Genomic DNA, 17,229 nt, shown 5'->3' with positions numbered 1-17,229 from the left:
TGTTTATAAACTGCCCAAATGACACTAAATGGGAAATCTCCAGTGAAGTTCGTAAAGTATTTATTGATCCTTGCAGTATGTTGCATCCTGCTGGGAGCAGGCTCGATTTATGGCCTTTATCGCTATATTGAGCCACAGCTACCTGACGTCGCGACATTGAAAGATGTGCGTTTGCAAATTCCGATGCAGGTTTACAGCGCGGATGGCGAACTTATCGCGCAATATGGCGAAAAACGTCGTATTCCCGTTACGCTCGATCAAATTCCGCCGGAAATGATCAACGCCTTTATCGCCACCGAAGATAGCCGCTTTTATGAGCATCACGGCATTGACCCGGTAGGTATTTTCCGTGCGGCCAGCGTCGCGCTCTTCTCCGGTCACGCATCGCAGGGAGCAAGTACCATTACCCAGCAACTGGCGCGAAACTTCTTCCTTAGCCCCGAACGCACGCTGATGCGCAAGATCAAGGAAGCGTTTCTGGCGATTCGTATTGAGCAGTTGCTGAATAAAAATGAGATCCTCGAACTCTATCTGAACAAGATCTATCTCGGCTACCGCGCCTATGGCGTTGGCGCGGCGGCACAGGTCTACTTTGGTAAGACGGTCGACCAGCTTAGTCTAAGCGAAATGGCGGTTATCGCCGGGCTACCTAAAGCGCCTTCTACCTTTAACCCGCTCTACTCGATGGATCGGGCGATAGCGCGCCGTAACGTAGTGCTTTCGCGAATGTTAAGCGAGGGATATATCACTCAGGCGCAGTACGATCAGGCCCGTAGCGAACCTATCGACGCAAATTATCACGCGCCGGAAATCGCCTTCTCCGCGCCTTATCTGTCGGAAATGGTGCGCCAGGAAATGTATAACCGTTATGGCGAAAGCGCCTATGAAGATGGTTATCGTATTTACACGACCATCACCCGCAAAGTGCAGCAGGCCGCGCAACAGGCGGTGCGTAATAACGTGCTGGACTATGACATGCGCCACGGTTATCGCGGCCCGGCGAATGTGCTATGGAAAGTGGGCGAAACGGCGTGGGACAGTAAAAAAATTACCGATACGTTGAAAGCGTTGCCGACCTACGGACCGCTGCTTCCCGCCGTGGTCACCAGCGCTAATCCGCAAGAGGCGACCGCTGCGCTTGCCGACGGTACGTCCGTTTCGCTACATATGGAAGGAATGCGTTGGGCGCGGCCTTACCGCTCGGATACACAGCAGGGGCCGACGCCGCGTAAAGTTACCGATGTCGTCCAGACAGGTCAGCAAATCTGGGTTCGTCAGGTGGATAACGACTGGTGGCTGGCGCAGGTACCGGAAGTGAACTCCGCGCTGGTTTCGCTTAACCCGCAAACTGGCGCGGTACTGGCGCTGGTCGGCGGTTTCGATTTTAATCAGAGTAAATTTAACCGCGCGACGCAAGCTTTGCGTCAGGTGGGGTCGAACATCAAACCGTTCCTCTACACCGCCGCAATGGATAAAGGGCTGACGCTCGCCAGTATGCTCAACGATGTGCCGATTTCCCGCTGGGACGCCGGGGCAGGTTCAGACTGGCGTCCGAAAAACTCCCCGCCGCAGTACGCCGGACCGATTCGTTTACGCCAGGGGCTGGGGCAGTCGAAAAACGTGGTGATGGTACGCGCCATGCGCGCCATGGGCGTCGACTATGCGGCGGAATATCTGCAACGCTTCGGCTTCCCGGCGCAGAATATCGTGCATACCGAATCGCTGGCGCTGGGCTCCGCCTCCTTCACGCCGATGCAGGTTGCGCGCGGTTATGCGGTGATGGCGAACGGCGGTTTCCTGATCGACCCGTATTTCATCAGCAAGATTGAGAACGATCAGGGCGGCGTGATCTTCGAAGCGAAACCGAAAATCGCCTGCCCGGAGTGCGATATCCCGGTCATTTACGGCAATACGCAGAAATCCGACGTGCTGGAAAACACCAATGTGGAAGAGGTCGCGGTTTCGCAAGAGCAGCAAAACAGCGCCGTACCGATGCCTGAGCTGGAACAGGCAAACCAGGCGCTGGTCGCGCAAAACGGCACGCAGGAGTACGCGCCGCATGTGATCAATACGCCGCTGGCGTTTCTGATCAAAAGCGCGCTGAACACCAATATCTTCGGCGAACCCGGCTGGATGGGTACCGGCTGGCGTGCGGCGCGTGACCTTAAACGTCGCGATATCGGCGGCAAAACCGGTACGACCAACAGCTCGAAAGACGCATGGTTCTCCGGCTATGGTCCTGGCGTCGTCACTTCCGTATGGATCGGCTTTGACGATCACCGCCGTGATTTAGGCCGCACTACCGCTTCCGGCGCGATCAAAGATCAAATCTCCGGCTATGAGGGCGGCGCGAAGAGCGCGCAACCTGCATGGGACGCCTATATGAAAGCCGTGCTGGAAGGCGTGCCGGAACAGCCGCTAACGCCGCCGCCGGGCATCGTCACGGTGAATATCGACCGCAGTACCGGACAACTGGCGAGCGGCGGTAACAGCCGTGAAGAGTATTTCATCGAAGGCACGCAGCCGACACAACAGGCGGTACACGAGGTGGGAACCACCATTATTGATAATGGTGAAACACACGAACTGTTCTGATCAAAAAAGGCGCTCCGGCGCCTTTTTTATTGTGTTTAGCGGATGACGGCGAACGGGGAGACGAACCTCCCGTTGGCTTGATCAACGCCGCGCCATCAGGCAATTCGGCCCTGCGCTTTCAACCACTCGCGTACCAGAAACAGCGCGCTGACGTTGCGGGCCTCGTTAAAATCGGGGTCTTCCAGCAGATCCATTAAATGCGCCAGCGGCCAGCGTACCTGCGGCAATGGCTCAGGCTCGTCGCCTTCCAGCGACTCCGGATAGAGATCTTCCGCCACCACGATATTCATTTTGCTGGAAAAATAAGAGGGCGCCATGCTGAGTTTTTTTAAGAAGGTCAGGTTATGCGCGCCAAACCCGACCTCTTCTTTGAGCTCCCGGTTCGCCGCTTCAAAAACGGTCTCGCCCGGGTCGATCAATCCTTTCGAGAATCCCAGCTCATAGGATTCGGTTCCCACCGCATACTCACGAATAAGAATCAGATGCTCATCAATGATCGGCACAATCATTACCGCCTCACGGGTTGATGGTCGCATACGTTCATACACGCGACGCACGCCGTTGCTGAACTCCAGATCCACGCTTTCTACGTTAAACAGTCGGGATTGTGCGACGGTTTCCACTTTCAGAATGGTGGGTTTTTGTAATGATTTGCTCATTGTGAGAATCTTTGCAGTGTAATCTGTGGTCATTGTGCGACATACCGCACGGTTTCGGCAATGCGAATTGCCGTTTATTTACATTTATGTAACGTAATAAAAATTAATTCTTATTTCAAATTAAAAGTCAATAGGTTGAAATAACTCCAGGAATTTGCTGATATTCCGTTTTTGGTGGTATTGCTATGATTTGCCTTCACTGGGATGCGCTTTACAATGCTCAAGTTCAACTCCACGCTTGCCGATAGCCAACCACAGAAAAATGTTTATTGGACAGGGTGCGACTGACCACGCCTGACAGACTTAGTAAGATGGGGAAAGCATGAGCACCATTCTGATTTTTATAGCTGCTTTGCTGGCCTGCTCTCTACTGGCAATATGGCGGTTCCGGGTAAAGTCCAGACGAGGGAGCTTACCGTGGATCAGCGCCTTTCAGGACGCGCAAACGCGTAAACTGTTGCCCGAAGAGCGCAGCGCGGTAGAAAACTATCTCGATAACCTTAGCCAGATCCAGCAAGTTCCGGGGCCGACAGGTGCCAGTGCTGCGCCCATCTCGCTGACGCTGAACGCGGAAAGCAACAGTGTCGTGATACTGACCCACTCCATCACCCGCTACGGCATTACCACTGACGATCCTAATAAATGGCGCTACTACCTCGACTCCGTCGAAGTCCATCTGCCGCCTTTCTGGGAACAGTACATCAATGATGAAAACAACGTTGAGCTGATCCTCACGGATACGCTGCCGCTGGTGATCTCTTTAAACGGCCATACGCTGCAAGAGTATATGCAGGAGTCGCGCGGCTACGCGCTACAGAATACGGCCTCTACGCAGGCGTCGATTCGCGGCGAAGAGAGCGAGCAGATTGAGCTGTTGAATATCCGTCAGGAGACCCACGAAGAATATGCGCTCAGCCGCCCGGCTGGCTTGCGCGAAGCGTTGTTAATCGTCGCCTCCTTTTTGTTATTCTTTTTCTGTCTGATAACGCCAGACGTTTTTGTACCGTGGATGATAGGCGGTGCTATCCTGCTGCTGGCAGCCGGACTTTGGGGACTTTTTGCGCCGCCGTCGAAAAGCGCGCTGCGGGAAATTCACTGTCTGCGGGGAACGCCTCGCCGCTGGGGACTGTTTGGGGAGAATAATCAGGAGCAGATTAACAATATTTCGCTGGGCATCATCGACCTTATTTACCCTGCCCACTGGCAACCCTACATTACGCAGGATCTTGGGCAACAAACGGATATTGATATTTACCTTGATCGCCATGTCGCTCGCCAGGGCCGGTTTTTATCCCTGCATGATGAAGTGAAAAACTTCCCGTTGCAGCACTGGTTACGCAGCACTGTTATTGCTATCGGTTCGCTGCTGGTGTTGTTTATGCTGCTGTTCTGGATCCCGCTGGATATGCCAATCAAGTTCACGCTATCGTGGATGAAAGGCGCGCAAACCATTGAAGCGACGACGGTAAAACAGCTTGAAAAAGCTGGCGTGCGGGTGGGCGATACACTGCACCTGAGCGGTAAAGGAATGTGTAATATTCATTCCGGCGCGACCTGGAGCGGCCAGTCTAACTCACCGTTTATGCCGTTCGATTGCTCGCAAATCATCTGGAATGACGCGCCTGCGTTACCGCTACCGGAATCAGACCTGGTGAATAAAGCGATGGCGCTAAGCCAGGCGGTAAATCGTCAGCTCCATCCAAAACCCGAAGACGACTCGCGCGTCAGCGCATCTTTACGCTCCGCGATCCAAAAATCGGGCATGGTATTATTAGATGACTTTGGCGATATTGTTCTGAAAACCGCTGATTTGTGCGCGGCGGAAGACGAGTGCGTGCGCCTGAAAAATGCGCTGGTTAATCTCGGTAACAGTAAGGACTGGAACGCGCTGGTGAAACGCGCGAACGCCGGCAAACTGGACGGCGTCAACGTGCTGCTACGCCCCGTAAGCGCAGAGTCGCTGGAAAATCTGGTCACGACCTCAACGGCGCCGTTTATTTCTCGCGAGACCGCGCGTGCCGCCCAGTCGCTGAATAGCCCCGCTCCCGGCGGATTCCTGATCGCCAGCGATGAAGGCAGCGAACTGGTTGATCAGGCCTGGCCGTCAACGCCGCTGTATGACTATCCCGCGCAGGAACAGTGGAGCGCCTTCCAGCGTCTGGCGCAAACGCTCATGCAGACGCCATTTAGCGCCGAGGGCATTGTCACCAGCGTGTATACCGATGCCAACGGCACGCAGCATATCAGCCTGCATCGTATCCCCGATAAATCCGGCTGGTGGCGTTACCTCGGTACCACGCTGCTGATGCTGGCAATGATAGTGAGCGCGGTCTACAACGGCATTCAGGCGTTCAGACGTTATCAACGCCACCGTACCCGTATGGCGGACATCCAGGAATACTATGAAAGCTGCCTCAATCCCAGGTTAACCGTCTCTCCGGAAAATCTCATCTGATAGCGCCGCCGTGCGACAGGGTATGCTACCCTGTCGCACAAATTGCGTTACCCTGGAGTTCCCCATGCATATTGATATTGACTGGCAAAACGTGGATACCGTTTTGCTGGATATGGACGGCACGCTGCTCGATCTCGCGTTCGATAACTATTTCTGGCAAAAGCTGGTACCGGAAACCTACGGCGCGCAGCAGGGTATTTCGCCGCAGGACGCGCAGGAATATATTCGTCAGCAGTATCATGCCGTACAGCATACGCTAAACTGGTACTGTCTGGATTACTGGAGCGAGCGTCTGGGTCTGGATATTTGCGCCATGACGACGGCGCAAGGGCCGCGCGCCGTTTTGCGCGACGATACCGTACCGTTTCTGAATGCGTTAAAAGCCAGCGGAAAACGTCGGATTCTGCTCACCAATGCGCATCCACATAACCTGGCGGTGAAGCTGGAGCATACCGGTCTGGCCTCACACCTTGATTTATTACTTTCCACCCACACATTTGGTTATCCCAAAGAGGATCAGCGGTTATGGCGCGCTGTCACTGAGGAAACGGGAATAAGCGCAGAGAAAACGCTGTTTATCGATGACAGCGAACCGATTCTCGACGCCGCCGCCCGGTTTGGTATTCGCTACTGTCTTGGCGTGACGAATCCTGATTCCGGCCTGGCGGAAAAGCACTATACGCGCCATCCGTCTCTGAACGACTACCGCCGTCTGATCCCCTCGCTGATGTGAAGGAGACGCCATGAAAGAAAAGTCCTCCGTTGAGGTCAGACTGGATAAATGGCTGTGGGCCGCGCGTTTTTATAAAACCCGCGCGCTGGCCCGCGAGATGATTGAAGGCGGTAAGGTGCATTACAACGGCCAGCGCAGTAAGCCGAGCAAAATCGTCGAGCTGAACGCAACCCTTACCCTGCGTCAGGGAAATGACGAACGGACGGTGATCGTTAAAGCCATCACCGAACAGCGCCGTCCGGCCAGCGAAGCCGTCGCTCTGTATGAAGAGACGGCGGAAAGCGTGGAAAAACGCGAAAAAATGGCGCAGGCGCGCAAGCTTAACGCCCTGACCATGCCGCATCCGGACAGGCGACCGGACAAGAAAGAGCGCCGCGACCTGTTACGATTTAAACACGGCGACAGCGAATAACTGTCACCCGCAAGAGAGATGATTATGCCGCAACATGACCAATTACATCGTTATCTGTTTGAAAACTTTGCCGTTCGCGGCGAGCTGGTGACCGTTTCGGAAACCTTGCAACAGATCCTCGACAATCATACCTACCCACAGCCGGTGAAAACCGTACTGGCCGAACTGCTGGTCGCCACTAGCCTGCTGACCGCAACGCTGAAGTTTGCCGGTGACATTACGGTACAGCTCCAGGGCGACGGGCCGTTAAGCCTGGCGGTGATCAATGGCAATAATCAGCAGCAGATGCGCGGCGTGGCTCGCGTTCAGGGCGACATCCCTGACAATGCGGATCTCAAAACACTGGTTGGCAACGGCTATCTGGTGATCACCATTACGCCGGAAGAGGGTGAGCGCTATCAGGGCGTGGTGGGTCTGGAAGGCGATACTCTGGCGGCGTGCCTGGAAGATTACTTCCTGCGCTCCGAGCAGTTGCCGACGCGCCTGTTTATTCGTACCGGCGATGTCGACGGTAAACCGGCGGCAGGTGGAATGTTGCTTCAGGTGATGCCGGCACAGAATGCGCAGGCGGAAGATTTCGACCATCTGGCTATGTTGACGGAAACCATTAAAAGCGAAGAGCTGCTGACGTTACCGGCAAATGACGTGCTGTGGCGTTTGTATCACGAAGAAGAAGTCACGCTCTACGATCCGCAAGATGTTGAATTCAAATGCACCTGTTCACGCGAACGTTGCGCGGGCGCGCTGAAAACATTGCCGGATGAAGAAGTGGACAGCATTCTGGCGGAAGAAGGCGAAATCGATATGCACTGCGATTACTGCGGCAATCATTACCTGTTCAATGCGATGGATATCGCGGAGATCCGTAACAACGCCTCTCCTGCCGATCCACAGGTTCATTAATCGCCTTTCAGTCGACAACATCATTGCCTGATGGCGGCGCTTATCTGGCCTACAGCATCCCGCTCCGTAGGCCGGATAAGACATTTATGCCGCCATCAGGCAAAAAGCTTACTCGTTGTAGTAATCCACATCCAACCGCTGACCATCAATAATGATATCGCGCCAGGCTTTGGGGGCTGAGTCTAACCGATGCCCGGCAATCGCGTGCAACAGTTGCGTCTTAGAAAACCCGTCCGGCAATCGGGCGAACGCTTTCTGCGTCCATTTCCCCTCTTTTAAGCCGTAGACCTGGCTCTCGGCAACAATAAAGTTATACAGCACCTGCTCAGGCTGACCGTCGCCGTTAAGATCCTGACTCACCAGCACGCAGGCATCCAGTTCAAGGCAGGAATCGTCCGAATAACTCTGCTCTTTGACAAACGCCCAAAATGCGGCATCCGGCTTCTGGCTACCGGGCGCAATCATCACCACCCGCGCTAAATCGTCCGCCGTCGGAGAGACCTTATTTCTCTGCAAAAACGTCATCAGTTCACGATTGCGCTTTCTGTTCTGCGTAAACGCCTCGTCATCCCGCAACGATTTCAGCGCTTCCTGGCCAGGTTTGCCGCTGTGATCCAGCATATACAGGCTGATCTGATCCGCAGTAATTTTACCACTATGGTAACGCGCCATATGGCTGTTGACGCTAATACGCCAGACATCAAGTACAGGCGAGGCCAGCAACAGCAATATCACCAGCGTCAATAAAGAGACGCTCAGTATCACCTTGCCTTGCCACTCACCAGGGTCGCGTCCGCGGCGTAACAGACCGATCAGATAACCGAAGGACCATACCAGCAAGACAGACACCGTCAGCGCGCCATACAGACGATCCGGCGTCCAGCCGTATTGCTGAATGCGTACCCATAACGCCCAGCCCGCCAGCAGCATATATATCGGGGCAACGCACAGCGAGGCGCTAATCATGCCGCGTAGTACGCGCGGATAGGGTAATACGCGCTTTTGCGGTTCGTTGACAATCGCCACGAGGAGCAGCAGCATCAGCGTCAGCGTGGATAGCAGCCCCGCAGCGGAAACACGCGCAGAAATCGCCTCCAGTCCGGTAAAGGGTAACGTCACAATAAACAGCAATGCCAGCAGCGACACCACCGGCAGTAAACCCGTCGCGATCAGCGTCAGCAGCTTTTGCACCGCCGCCACAAGGCGCGACTGCGTGCGGGCGAGAATGACCGCCAGCGCCGTAATCAGGCCGATGGTCACATAAATAAAGGCTTCAGTTTCAAAGAAAAGGGTGCTGAAAAAGCGGATGCCCACCAGCCTGAATAGCGCGCTCCAGAGCAGAAGCACCAGCCAGAACAGTCCGTTGGCGACCAGGACGATAAACAATGTCAGTACGTTATGCCATAACCGCAGATAAAACTGGGGATAACGCGCCGAACCGGTTTGCGAATGTAGCTGATATTGCATCCAGGGCAATACCAGCATCGCCATCAACACAAGCCGGAGACCATACAGCCAGAGGAGCTCAGCCAGGCGCCATTTCTCCACCGCCTCAACCTGCCATTTCAGCCAGCCGCTCATTGCCAGCACGACCACAAAGATCAGCCCCAGCCAGCCCCACAGCGCGCGCTGTTTAAAAGAGACCACGGTAAGCAATAGCATTGACGACAACGCTATCGTCGCAGGCATACCATAGAACAGCCAGTCGCTATTTTGTGGTACCAGCCAGGCCATCAGCAGGTAGCACAAGACGCCCTGCAGCAAACCGGTGAGCAACATACCCCAGCGAGTAGTACGTGAAAGCGCTACACTTTCCATGTCGTTATCCAGAATGATGAGAAAGTCGCATTATTGCATCATCTGTTCACCGCCAGGCGTCGTCATGCATAATTCAGAAAAAAACGCAGAGAGGTGAATCGATATTGTTAATGTTGGTGTTACGTAACTTTCTTACATGAATGCGATTACAGTCACATTATGTCGGTCAAAAACACTTCCTTTTAACGTTTTCAGAACATTTTCCACAACAAAAGTAGGTTTCCTGCCATAATAACCGCCGCTGCGTGACAGGAGTCACAGTGTTTTTCGTCAATCGTGATTTTGTCCAGATACGTAAATCTATGAGCCTTGTCGCGGTTAACCAACCTCAAAAAACCTTACTATTTTCGGTAATATATATTGGCTAAGGAGCAGTGATATGCGCGTTAACAATTTAACCCCGCAAGATCTCAAGGCTTATGGTATCAACGACGTCCAGGATATCGTTTACAATCCCAGCTACGACACCCTTTATCAGGAAGAACTTAATCCTGGTCTGGAAGGCTATGAGCGTGGCGTGTTAACTAACCTGGGCGCTGTTGCCGTTGATACCGGTATTTTTACCGGTCGTTCGCCTAAGGATAAGTATATTGTTCGCGACGACACCACGCGTGATACGCTGTGGTGGTCCGATAAGGGTAAAGGTAAAAACGATAATAAGCCGCTTTCCCAGGAAACCTGGCAACACCTGAAAGGTCTGGTGACGCATCAGCTTTCCGGTAAACGCTTATTCATTGTTGATGCGTTCTGCGGCGCAAATGCCGACACGCGTCTTTCCGTGCGCTTTATTACGGAAGTCGCCTGGCAGGCCCACTTCGTTAAAAATATGTTCATTCGCCCAACGGACGAAGAGCTGGTAGGCTTCAAACCTGACTTTATTGTCATGAACGGCGCGAAGTGCACCAACCCGCAGTGGAAAGAGCAAGGGCTGAACTCGGAAAACTTCGTGGCGTTCAACCTGACTGAACGTATTCAGCTTATTGGCGGCACCTGGTACGGCGGCGAAATGAAAAAAGGGATGTTCTCGGTAATGAACTACCTGCTGCCGCTCAAAGGTATCGCCTCAATGCACTGTTCCGCCAACGTGGGTGAAAAAGGCGATGTCGCGGTCTTCTTCGGCCTTTCCGGTACCGGAAAAACCACTCTGTCCACCGACCCGAAACGTCGTCTGATTGGCGATGATGAGCACGGTTGGGATGACGACGGCGTGTTCAACTTTGAAGGCGGCTGCTACGCCAAAACCATCAAACTGTCGAAAGAAGCGGAGCCAGAAATTTATCATGCGATTCGCCGTGATGCGCTGCTGGAAAACGTCACCGTGCGCGAAGACGGCACCGTTGATTTCGATGATGGTTCCAAAACCGAAAACACCCGCGTCTCTTACCCGATCTATCATATCGATAACATCGTTAAGCCCGTGTCCAAAGCAGGTCACGCCACCAAGGTTATCTTCCTGACGGCGGACGCCTTCGGCGTGTTGCCGCCGGTTTCCCGTTTAACCGCTAACCAGACGCAGTACCACTTCCTGTCGGGTTTCACCGCTAAACTGGCCGGCACCGAACGCGGCGTCACCGAACCGACCCCCACCTTCTCCGCCTGCTTCGGCGCCGCGTTCCTGACGCTGCACCCGACGCAGTATGCTGAGGTGCTGGTGAAACGTATGCAGGCAGCAGGCGCGCAGGCTTATCTGGTTAACACCGGCTGGAATGGCACCGGCAAACGTATCTCCATCAAAGATACGCGCGCGATTATCGACGCCATTCTGAACGGTTCTCTTGATAACGCGGAAACCTTCCGTCTGCCGCTGTTCGATCTGGCGATCCCGACTGAACTGCCAGGCGTGGATACCCACATTCTCGACCCGCGTAACACCTACGCGTCGCCGGAACAATGGCAGGAAAAAGCCACCGCGCTGGCGAAACTGTTCATTGAGAACTTCGAGAAGTATACGGATACCCCGGCAGGCGAAGCGCTGGTTAGCGCCGGACCGAAGCTGTAAGGAACAGGCCGGATGGCGGCTTTGAACGGCGTCATCCGGCGTTAAGAAGAAAGGGAGGGTAATACCTCCCTTTCTTATGCCTCTTTTGTCGTCCCCTGGACGCGAGCCACAGGAACCGGTAGCCAGGCGCGAATTGACAATCCGCCACGCTCGCTGGTGCCAATCTCCAGCATCCCGTTATGGTTATCGATAATGCGCTGCACAATCGCCAGCCCCAGCCCTGTGCCGCTGGTGCTACGGGCGCTGTCGCCGCGTACAAAAGGCTGGAACAGATGTTTACGCTGCTCCGGCTTAATGCCCGGCCCGTCATCTTCTACCTGGAACCAGGCGCGATGCGACTCGGTGCCGCTACTGACCTTAATCCAACCGTTGCCATAACGGGCAGCATTAACCACCATATTCGCCACCGCGCGCTTAATCGAGAGCGGGTGCATTTTCACCTGGATACTGCCTGCCTGAAGCGCAGTGTTAATCTCACGCTCATAGCCGCTTTCCGCCGCAATCACCTCGCCCAGTACGGAATTGAGATCCGCCATCTCCATTGGCATTTCCTGACCGGTACGCAGATAGTCAATAAACTGTTCGATAATGGCGTTACACTCTTCGATGTCTTTATTGATCGACTCCGCGAGATAACCGTCTTCCTCGCCCATCATCTCCGTCGCCAGACGAATACGGGTCAGCGGCGTGCGCAAGTCGTGGCTGACGCCCGCCATCAATAGCGTACGGTCATCAGCCAATTGTTTCACGCCGGCTGCCATATGGTTAAACGCCCGAGTCACAGAGCGCACCTCAGAGGCGCCATATTCACGCAGCGGCGGCGGAATAATTCCCTTCCCTACCTGCAGGGCGGCATGTTCAAGATCCACTAACGGTCGGTTCTGTATACGAATAAACAGCCACGCGCCGCCTATCGCCAGGAGCATAATCGCCAGCGTGTAACGGAAAAGCGGAGAAAAATCGCCCTGATGAATCTCGGTCAGCGGCACGCGCACCCAGATATTGGGCGACAGCCAGGTTTTGAGCCACACGACAGGCGAGCTTTTGTTGACCTCAACGCGCACTTCCGTCGGGCCGCCTAATTGCTGCGCCATCTGGTGGCTTAAGAATTCGTAGTGTTGCGCCCAACGCAGCCCGGCCTCTTCGGCGGCTTCGTTGGTGTAGAGAGAGATCCCCAGCTCGCGATAGATTTCCCGACGAAACGCAGGCGGCACGACTAACTGCGTGCCGTCCTCCAGTTGCAGCTTATCGGTCATCAGCATACGGACTTCGTAAGCCAGAACCTTATTAAACTGCTGGAGGCTCGGCAAAATCGCGAAGTTCAGCACCACCAGGTAGGTCGTCACCAGGCTGACGAACAGCAAGGTGACGATGAGCAACAGCGTGCGGGCAAATGAACTTCGCGGCGAGAAGCGCATTCGCCTCATGCTTTAGAACCGTCCGGTACGAAGACGTAGCCCAAGCCCCAGACGGTCTGAATATAACGCGGATGCGCCGGATCTTCTTCCACCATACGGCGCAGGCGGGAGATCTGGACGTCGATGGAGCGTTCCATCGCGGAATACTCGCGGCCACGGGCCAGATTCATCAGCTTATCGCGAGAGAGCGGCTCGCGCGGGTGGCTTACCAGCGCTTTCAGTACCGCAAACTCCCCGCTGGTCAGCGGCATCGGTTCATCTTCACGGAACATCTCGCGCGTACCGAGGTTCAGTTTAAACTTACCGAACGCGATAACGGCCTCTTCCTGCGACGGCGCGCCGGGCAGTTCGTTTGCCTGACGACGTAGCACGGCGCGGATACGCGCCAACAGCTCGCGCGGGTTAAACGGTTTAGGAATGTAGTCATCGGCGCCGATTTCCAGCCCGACGATACGGTCAACCTCTTCACCCTTCGCCGTGACCATAATGATCGGCATTGGATTACTCTGACTACGCAGGCGACGACAAATCGACAGACCATCTTCACCTGGCAGCATTAAATCCAGTACCATGAGATGGAAAGATTCACGGGTCAGCAGACGATCCATCTGCTCGGCGTTAGCGACGCTTCGAACCTGGAAGCCCTGCTCGGTCAGATAACGTTCCAGTAGCGCCCGCAGACGCATATCGTCATCAACCACCAGAATCTTATAATTCTCTTGCATTGTCTGTACTCCCAAAGGTTCGCAACAAATGTAAGTGTGTATTCTTAAAAAAGCTCACGTGAGTCACCAGCAAATTCTGGTATGAATTTCAGGCTAAATTGTTACAAAGCATATTTAACAGCAGCTTAAATATACAATTAATCGGCAACCCCATTATTTATTCTGTCGGGACGATCACGTTATACCCCGTGTGCGCAATATCGACAGCAAAGGTAAATCAACGAGATGAAAACGCCCCTGATCACCCGCGAAGGGTACGAAACACTCAAACAAGAGCTCAATTATCTCTGGCGTGAAGAGCGCCCGGAGGTCACCAAAAAAGTGACCTGGGCTGCGAGTCTGGGCGACCGCAGCGAGAATGCCGACTATCAGTATAATAAAAAGCGCCTGCGTGAGATCGACAGACGCGTCAGATATCTGACCAAATGCATGGAAAATCTCAAAATCGTGGATTATTCCCCGCAGCAGGAGGGCAAAGTCTTCTTCGGCGCCTGGGTGGAAATTGAAAATGATGACGGCGATACGCTGAAGTTCCGCATTGTCGGCTACGATGAAATTTTCGGACGTAAGGATTACATCTCTATCGACTCGCCGATGGCGCGGGCGCTACTGAAAAAAGAAGTGGGCGATCTGGCGGTGGTCAACACCCCTGTCGGCGAAGCAAACTGGTACGTCAATGCGATCGAATACGTCAAATAAGACAAGAAGAATCCTAAGCCCCCGCTGATGGCTGGCATTTTTGCCAGCCAATCCGTATAACTATCCCCTGATTTTTATCCTGAAGACGAAGCTAACCCATGATGAATGATTCTTTCTGCCGCATTATTGCGGGTGAAATCCAGGCAAATGCCGGGCAGGTTGAAGCTGCCGTTCGCCTGCTTGACGAAGGGAACACCGTGCCGTTTATCGCACGTTATCGTAAAGAAATCACCGGCGGTCTGGATGACACGCAGTTGCGTAACCTGGAAACGCGTCTGGGCTATCTGCGTGAGCTGGAAGACAGGCGTCAGGCCATCCTCAAGTCCATTTCCGAACAAGGCAAACTGACCGATGAGCTGGCTGGCGCCATCAACGCTACGTTAAGTAAGACCGAGCTCGAAGACCTCTACCTGCCCTATAAACCTAAACGCCGCACCCGTGGACAAATCGCCATTGAAGCCGGCCTTGAGCCGCTGGCCGATCTGCTCTGGAACGAACCGTCCCACGATCCTGACGTGGAAGCGGCAAAGTACATTGATGGCGACAAAGGCGTGGCGGACACGAAAGCCGCGCTCGACGGCGCACGCTACATTCTGATGGAGCGCTTTGCCGAAGACGCCGCATTGCTGGCGAAAGTGCGTGATTACCTGTGGAAGAACGCCCATCTGGTCGCCACGGTCGTGAGCGGCAAAGAGGAAGAAGGGGCAAAATTCCGCGACTATTTCGACCATCATGAGCCCATTGCTAACGTCCCGTCTCACCGTGCGCTGGCCATGTTCCGTGGTCGTAACGAAGGCATTCTGCAACTTTCGCTCAATGCCGACCCACAGTTTGATGAGCCGCCGAAAGAAAGCTACTGCGAGCAAATCATCATGGACCATCTCGGCCTGCGGCTAAATAACGCCCCGGCGGATAGCTGGCGCAAAGGCGTAGTGAGCTGGACGTGGCGTATCAAAGTCTTAATGCACCTCGAAACCGAACTGATGGGCACCGTGCGCGAACGTGCGGAAGATGAAGCGATTAACGTGTTTGCCCGTAACCTGCACGACCTGCTGATGGCAGCCCCCGCAGGCCTGCGCGCCACGATGGGCCTTGATCCTGGCCTGCGTACCGGCGTAAAAGTCGCTGTCGTTGACGGCACCGGCAAGCTGGTGGCGACGGATACCATTTATCCGCATACCGGTCAGGCGGCCAAAGCGGCTACCGTGATCGCCGCGCTGTGCGAAAAATACCACGTCGAACTGGTCGCGATTGGCAACGGTACGGCCTCACGTGAAACCGAACGCTTCTATCTCGACGTACAGAAACAGTTCCCGAACGTGACGGCGCAGAAAGTGATCGTCAGCGAAGCGGGGGCGTCCGTGTATTCCGCTTCTGAGCTGGCGGCGCAGGAGTTTCCGGATCTCGACGTCTCCCTGCGCGGCGCGGTCTCTATCGCGCGTCGCCTGCAGGATCCGCTGGCGGAACTGGTGAAAATCGATCCGAAATCGATCGGCGTCGGCCAATATCAACACGATGTCAGCCAGACGCAGCTGGCGCGTAAGCTGGATGCGGTGGTCGAAGACTGCGTAAACGCCGTCGGCGTCGATTTGAATACCGCCTCCGTACCGCTGCTGACCCGCGTCGCGGGCTTAACGCGCATGATGGCGCAAAACATCGTCGCCTGGCGCGATGAGAACGGTCAGTTTCAGAACCGCCAGCAACTGTTGAAGGTGAGCCGTCTGGGGCCGAAAGCGTTTGAGCAGTGCGCGGGCTTCCTGCGTATTAACCACGGCGATAACCCGCTGGATGCCTCCACCGTCCACCCGGAAGCCTATCCGGTTGTCGAACGCATTCTGGCGGCGACGCAGCAAGCGCTAAAAGATCTGATGGGCAACAGCAACGAATTGCGTCACCTCAAGGCCGCTGATTTTACCGACGATAAATTCGGCGTGCCGACCGTGAGCGATATCATCAAAGAGCTGGAAAAACCGGGCCGCGACCCACGTCCTGAATTTAAAACCGCGCAATTCGCCGATGGCGTCGAAACCATGAACGACCTGCTGCCGGGGATGATTCTGGAAGGGGCGGTCACTAACGTCACTAACTTCGGCGCGTTTGTCGATATCGGCGTTCATCAGGATGGCCTGGTGCATATCTCCTCGCTCTCGAATAAGTTCGTTGAAGATCCGCACACCGTGGTGAAAGCGGGCGACATCGTGAAGGTGAAAGTGCTGGAAGTGGATCTGCAACGTAAGCGTATTGCGCTGACGATGCGCCTGGACGAACAGCCCGGCGAAACCGCCGCTCGCCGCGGCGGCGGCGCCGATCGCGCTCAGGGCAACCGCCCGGCATCTAAAGCGGCGAAACCGCGCGGTCGTGACGCCCAGCCAGCCGGTAACAGCGCCATGATGGACGCGCTGGCAGCGGCAATGGGAAAAAAACGCTAATCGGGTAATACGCAGGCCGGGTTACTTCTTATCCGGCCTGCGATTTTGCAATACGTCCAACCCTTTCTTTTTTAATTAACAATTAAATCTTACCCATTAGAACCTGTTAATTAATTTTCTTCTGCTATCCGCACTATTAATTATCACTTTATTAACAGATGAAACCTTAATTAAACATTAAAAACGGTGAATATTTGCGCATTAGGGGTATTTGCAAAAAGACAAATAAATGTTGAGCCATATCAACATCGGCGCAAATTATCGCTTATTTGTACATTCCGTCACATTTTAATCGTTGAAGATAGAAACCATTCTCATTATCATTGTGTTGTTGATTATTTACTCTTTCCTTCGTTGGCTAAACATCGGGTCTCCTGCCGCCCC

12 protein-coding genes are annotated in these 17,229 nt (G+C 54.4%); 8 read left to right on the top strand and 4 right to left on the bottom strand.

Going from position 1 to position 17,229, the window contains the following annotated elements:
* Positions 1 to 42: 42 nt before the first annotated feature.
* A complete protein-coding gene (gene mrcA, locus OLG56_RS01680) occupies positions 43 to 2,595 on the top strand; it encodes a peptidoglycan glycosyltransferase/peptidoglycan DD-transpeptidase MrcA (protein ID WP_000673808.1) in 2,553 nt (850 codons plus the stop codon).
* A 95-nt stretch (positions 2,596 to 2,690) separates the two neighbouring features.
* Here the strand turns inward: mrcA and nudE are convergent, their stop codons facing one another.
* Positions 2,691 to 3,254 (bottom strand): ADP compounds hydrolase NudE, encoded by a 564-nt coding sequence (gene nudE, locus OLG56_RS01675; protein WP_061377073.1) that lies wholly within the window; start codon positions 3,252 to 3,254, stop codon positions 2,691 to 2,693.
* A 322-nt stretch (positions 3,255 to 3,576) separates the two neighbouring features.
* Between nudE and igaA the strand changes: the two genes are divergently transcribed.
* The 4 genes from igaA to hslO all read left to right on the top strand — a co-directional run bounded on the left by igaA (position 3,577) and on the right by hslO (position 7,757).
* Positions 3,577 to 5,709, top strand: a complete 2,133-nt coding sequence (igaA, locus tag OLG56_RS01670) for an intracellular growth attenuator protein IgaA (RefSeq protein ID WP_000104092.1) — start codon at positions 3,577 to 3,579, stop codon at positions 5,707 to 5,709.
* A gap of 64 nt (positions 5,710 to 5,773) precedes the next feature.
* A complete protein-coding gene (gene yrfG / locus OLG56_RS01665) occupies positions 5,774 to 6,442 on the top strand; it encodes a GMP/IMP nucleotidase (protein WP_001520508.1) in 669 nt (222 codons plus the stop codon).
* A 10-nt stretch (positions 6,443 to 6,452) separates the two neighbouring features.
* The gene (gene hslR / locus OLG56_RS01660) at positions 6,453 to 6,854 is read left to right on the top strand and encodes a ribosome-associated heat shock protein Hsp15 (protein ID WP_000660721.1); all 402 of its coding nucleotides are present in this window, start codon (positions 6,453 to 6,455) and stop codon (positions 6,852 to 6,854) included.
* A gap of 24 nt (positions 6,855 to 6,878) precedes the next feature.
* Positions 6,879 to 7,757 (top strand): Hsp33 family molecular chaperone HslO, encoded by an 879-nt coding sequence (gene hslO / locus OLG56_RS01655; RefSeq protein WP_001135571.1) that lies wholly within the window; start codon positions 6,879 to 6,881, stop codon positions 7,755 to 7,757.
* Positions 7,758 to 7,865: 108 nt separating this feature from the next.
* On the opposite strand, the gene OLG56_RS01650 is transcribed toward hslO, so the two are convergent.
* On the bottom strand, positions 7,866 to 9,575 hold the full coding sequence (locus tag OLG56_RS01650) for a DUF4153 domain-containing protein (RefSeq protein ID WP_061377072.1): 1,710 nt from the start codon (positions 9,573 to 9,575) through the stop codon (positions 7,866 to 7,868).
* A gap of 379 nt (positions 9,576 to 9,954) precedes the next feature.
* On the opposite strand from OLG56_RS01650, the gene pckA reads away from it, so the two are divergent.
* On the top strand, positions 9,955 to 11,574 hold the full coding sequence (pckA, locus tag OLG56_RS01645; RefSeq protein ID WP_001265689.1) for a phosphoenolpyruvate carboxykinase (ATP): 1,620 nt from the start codon (positions 9,955 to 9,957) through the stop codon (positions 11,572 to 11,574).
* A gap of 74 nt (positions 11,575 to 11,648) precedes the next feature.
* Here pckA and envZ read toward each other — a convergent pair whose 3' ends face one another.
* Positions 11,649 to 13,001 carry a two-component system sensor histidine kinase EnvZ gene (gene envZ, locus OLG56_RS01640; protein ID WP_001253818.1) on the bottom strand — a complete coding sequence of 451 codons (1,353 nt, stop codon included), beginning with the start codon at positions 12,999 to 13,001 and terminating at the stop codon, positions 11,649 to 11,651.
* A complete protein-coding gene (gene ompR, locus OLG56_RS01635; protein WP_001157751.1) occupies positions 12,998 to 13,717 on the bottom strand; it encodes an osmolarity response regulator transcription factor OmpR in 720 nt (239 codons plus the stop codon). The genes envZ and ompR overlap by 4 nt, the downstream gene beginning before the upstream one ends.
* 225 nt (positions 13,718 to 13,942) lie before the next feature.
* Between ompR and greB the strand changes: the two genes are divergently transcribed.
* Positions 13,943 to 14,416: a transcription elongation factor GreB gene (gene greB / locus OLG56_RS01630; RefSeq protein WP_000856695.1), complete on the top strand. Its 474-nt coding sequence runs from the start codon at positions 13,943 to 13,945 to the stop codon at positions 14,414 to 14,416.
* Between the two features lie 98 nt (positions 14,417 to 14,514).
* On the top strand, positions 14,515 to 16,845 hold the full coding sequence (locus OLG56_RS01625; RefSeq protein ID WP_000980661.1) for a Tex family protein: 2,331 nt from the start codon (positions 14,515 to 14,517) through the stop codon (positions 16,843 to 16,845).
* The last annotated feature ends 384 nt before the right edge of the window (positions 16,846 to 17,229 follow it).

This window comes from Salmonella sp. 2018103 (assembly GCF_026247685.1).
In the GTDB taxonomy this organism is placed as follows: Bacteria; Pseudomonadota; Gammaproteobacteria; order Enterobacterales; family Enterobacteriaceae; genus Salmonella; species Salmonella enterica.
Note: the sequence above shows the minus strand (reverse complement) of the source record. Positions and strands in the feature narration are given on the sequence as shown.

Bases quoted from the DNA above. Each gene is read 5' to 3' on its own strand.
- nudE (WP_061377073.1), bottom strand. From the start codon at position 3,254: ATGAGCAAATCATTACAAAAACCCACCATTCTGAAAGTGGAAACCGTC.
- igaA (WP_000104092.1), top strand. From the start codon at position 3,577: ATGAGCACCATTCTGATTTTTATAGCTGCTTTGCTGGCCTGCTCTCTA.
- yrfG (WP_001520508.1), top strand. From the start codon at position 5,774: ATGCATATTGATATTGACTGGCAAAACGTGGATACCGTTTTGCTGGAT.
- hslR (WP_000660721.1), top strand. From the start codon at position 6,453: ATGAAAGAAAAGTCCTCCGTTGAGGTCAGACTGGATAAATGGCTGTGG.
- hslO (WP_001135571.1), top strand. From the start codon at position 6,879: ATGCCGCAACATGACCAATTACATCGTTATCTGTTTGAAAACTTTGCC.
- OLG56_RS01650 (WP_061377072.1), bottom strand. From the start codon at position 9,575: ATGGAAAGTGTAGCGCTTTCACGTACTACTCGCTGGGGTATGTTGCTC.
- pckA (WP_001265689.1), top strand. From the start codon at position 9,955: ATGCGCGTTAACAATTTAACCCCGCAAGATCTCAAGGCTTATGGTATC.
- envZ (WP_001253818.1), bottom strand. From the start codon at position 13,001: ATGAGGCGAATGCGCTTCTCGCCGCGAAGTTCATTTGCCCGCACGCTG.
- ompR (WP_001157751.1), bottom strand. From the start codon at position 13,717: ATGCAAGAGAATTATAAGATTCTGGTGGTTGATGACGATATGCGTCTG.
- greB (WP_000856695.1), top strand. From the start codon at position 13,943: ATGAAAACGCCCCTGATCACCCGCGAAGGGTACGAAACACTCAAACAA.
- OLG56_RS01625 (WP_000980661.1), top strand. From the start codon at position 14,515: ATGATGAATGATTCTTTCTGCCGCATTATTGCGGGTGAAATCCAGGCA.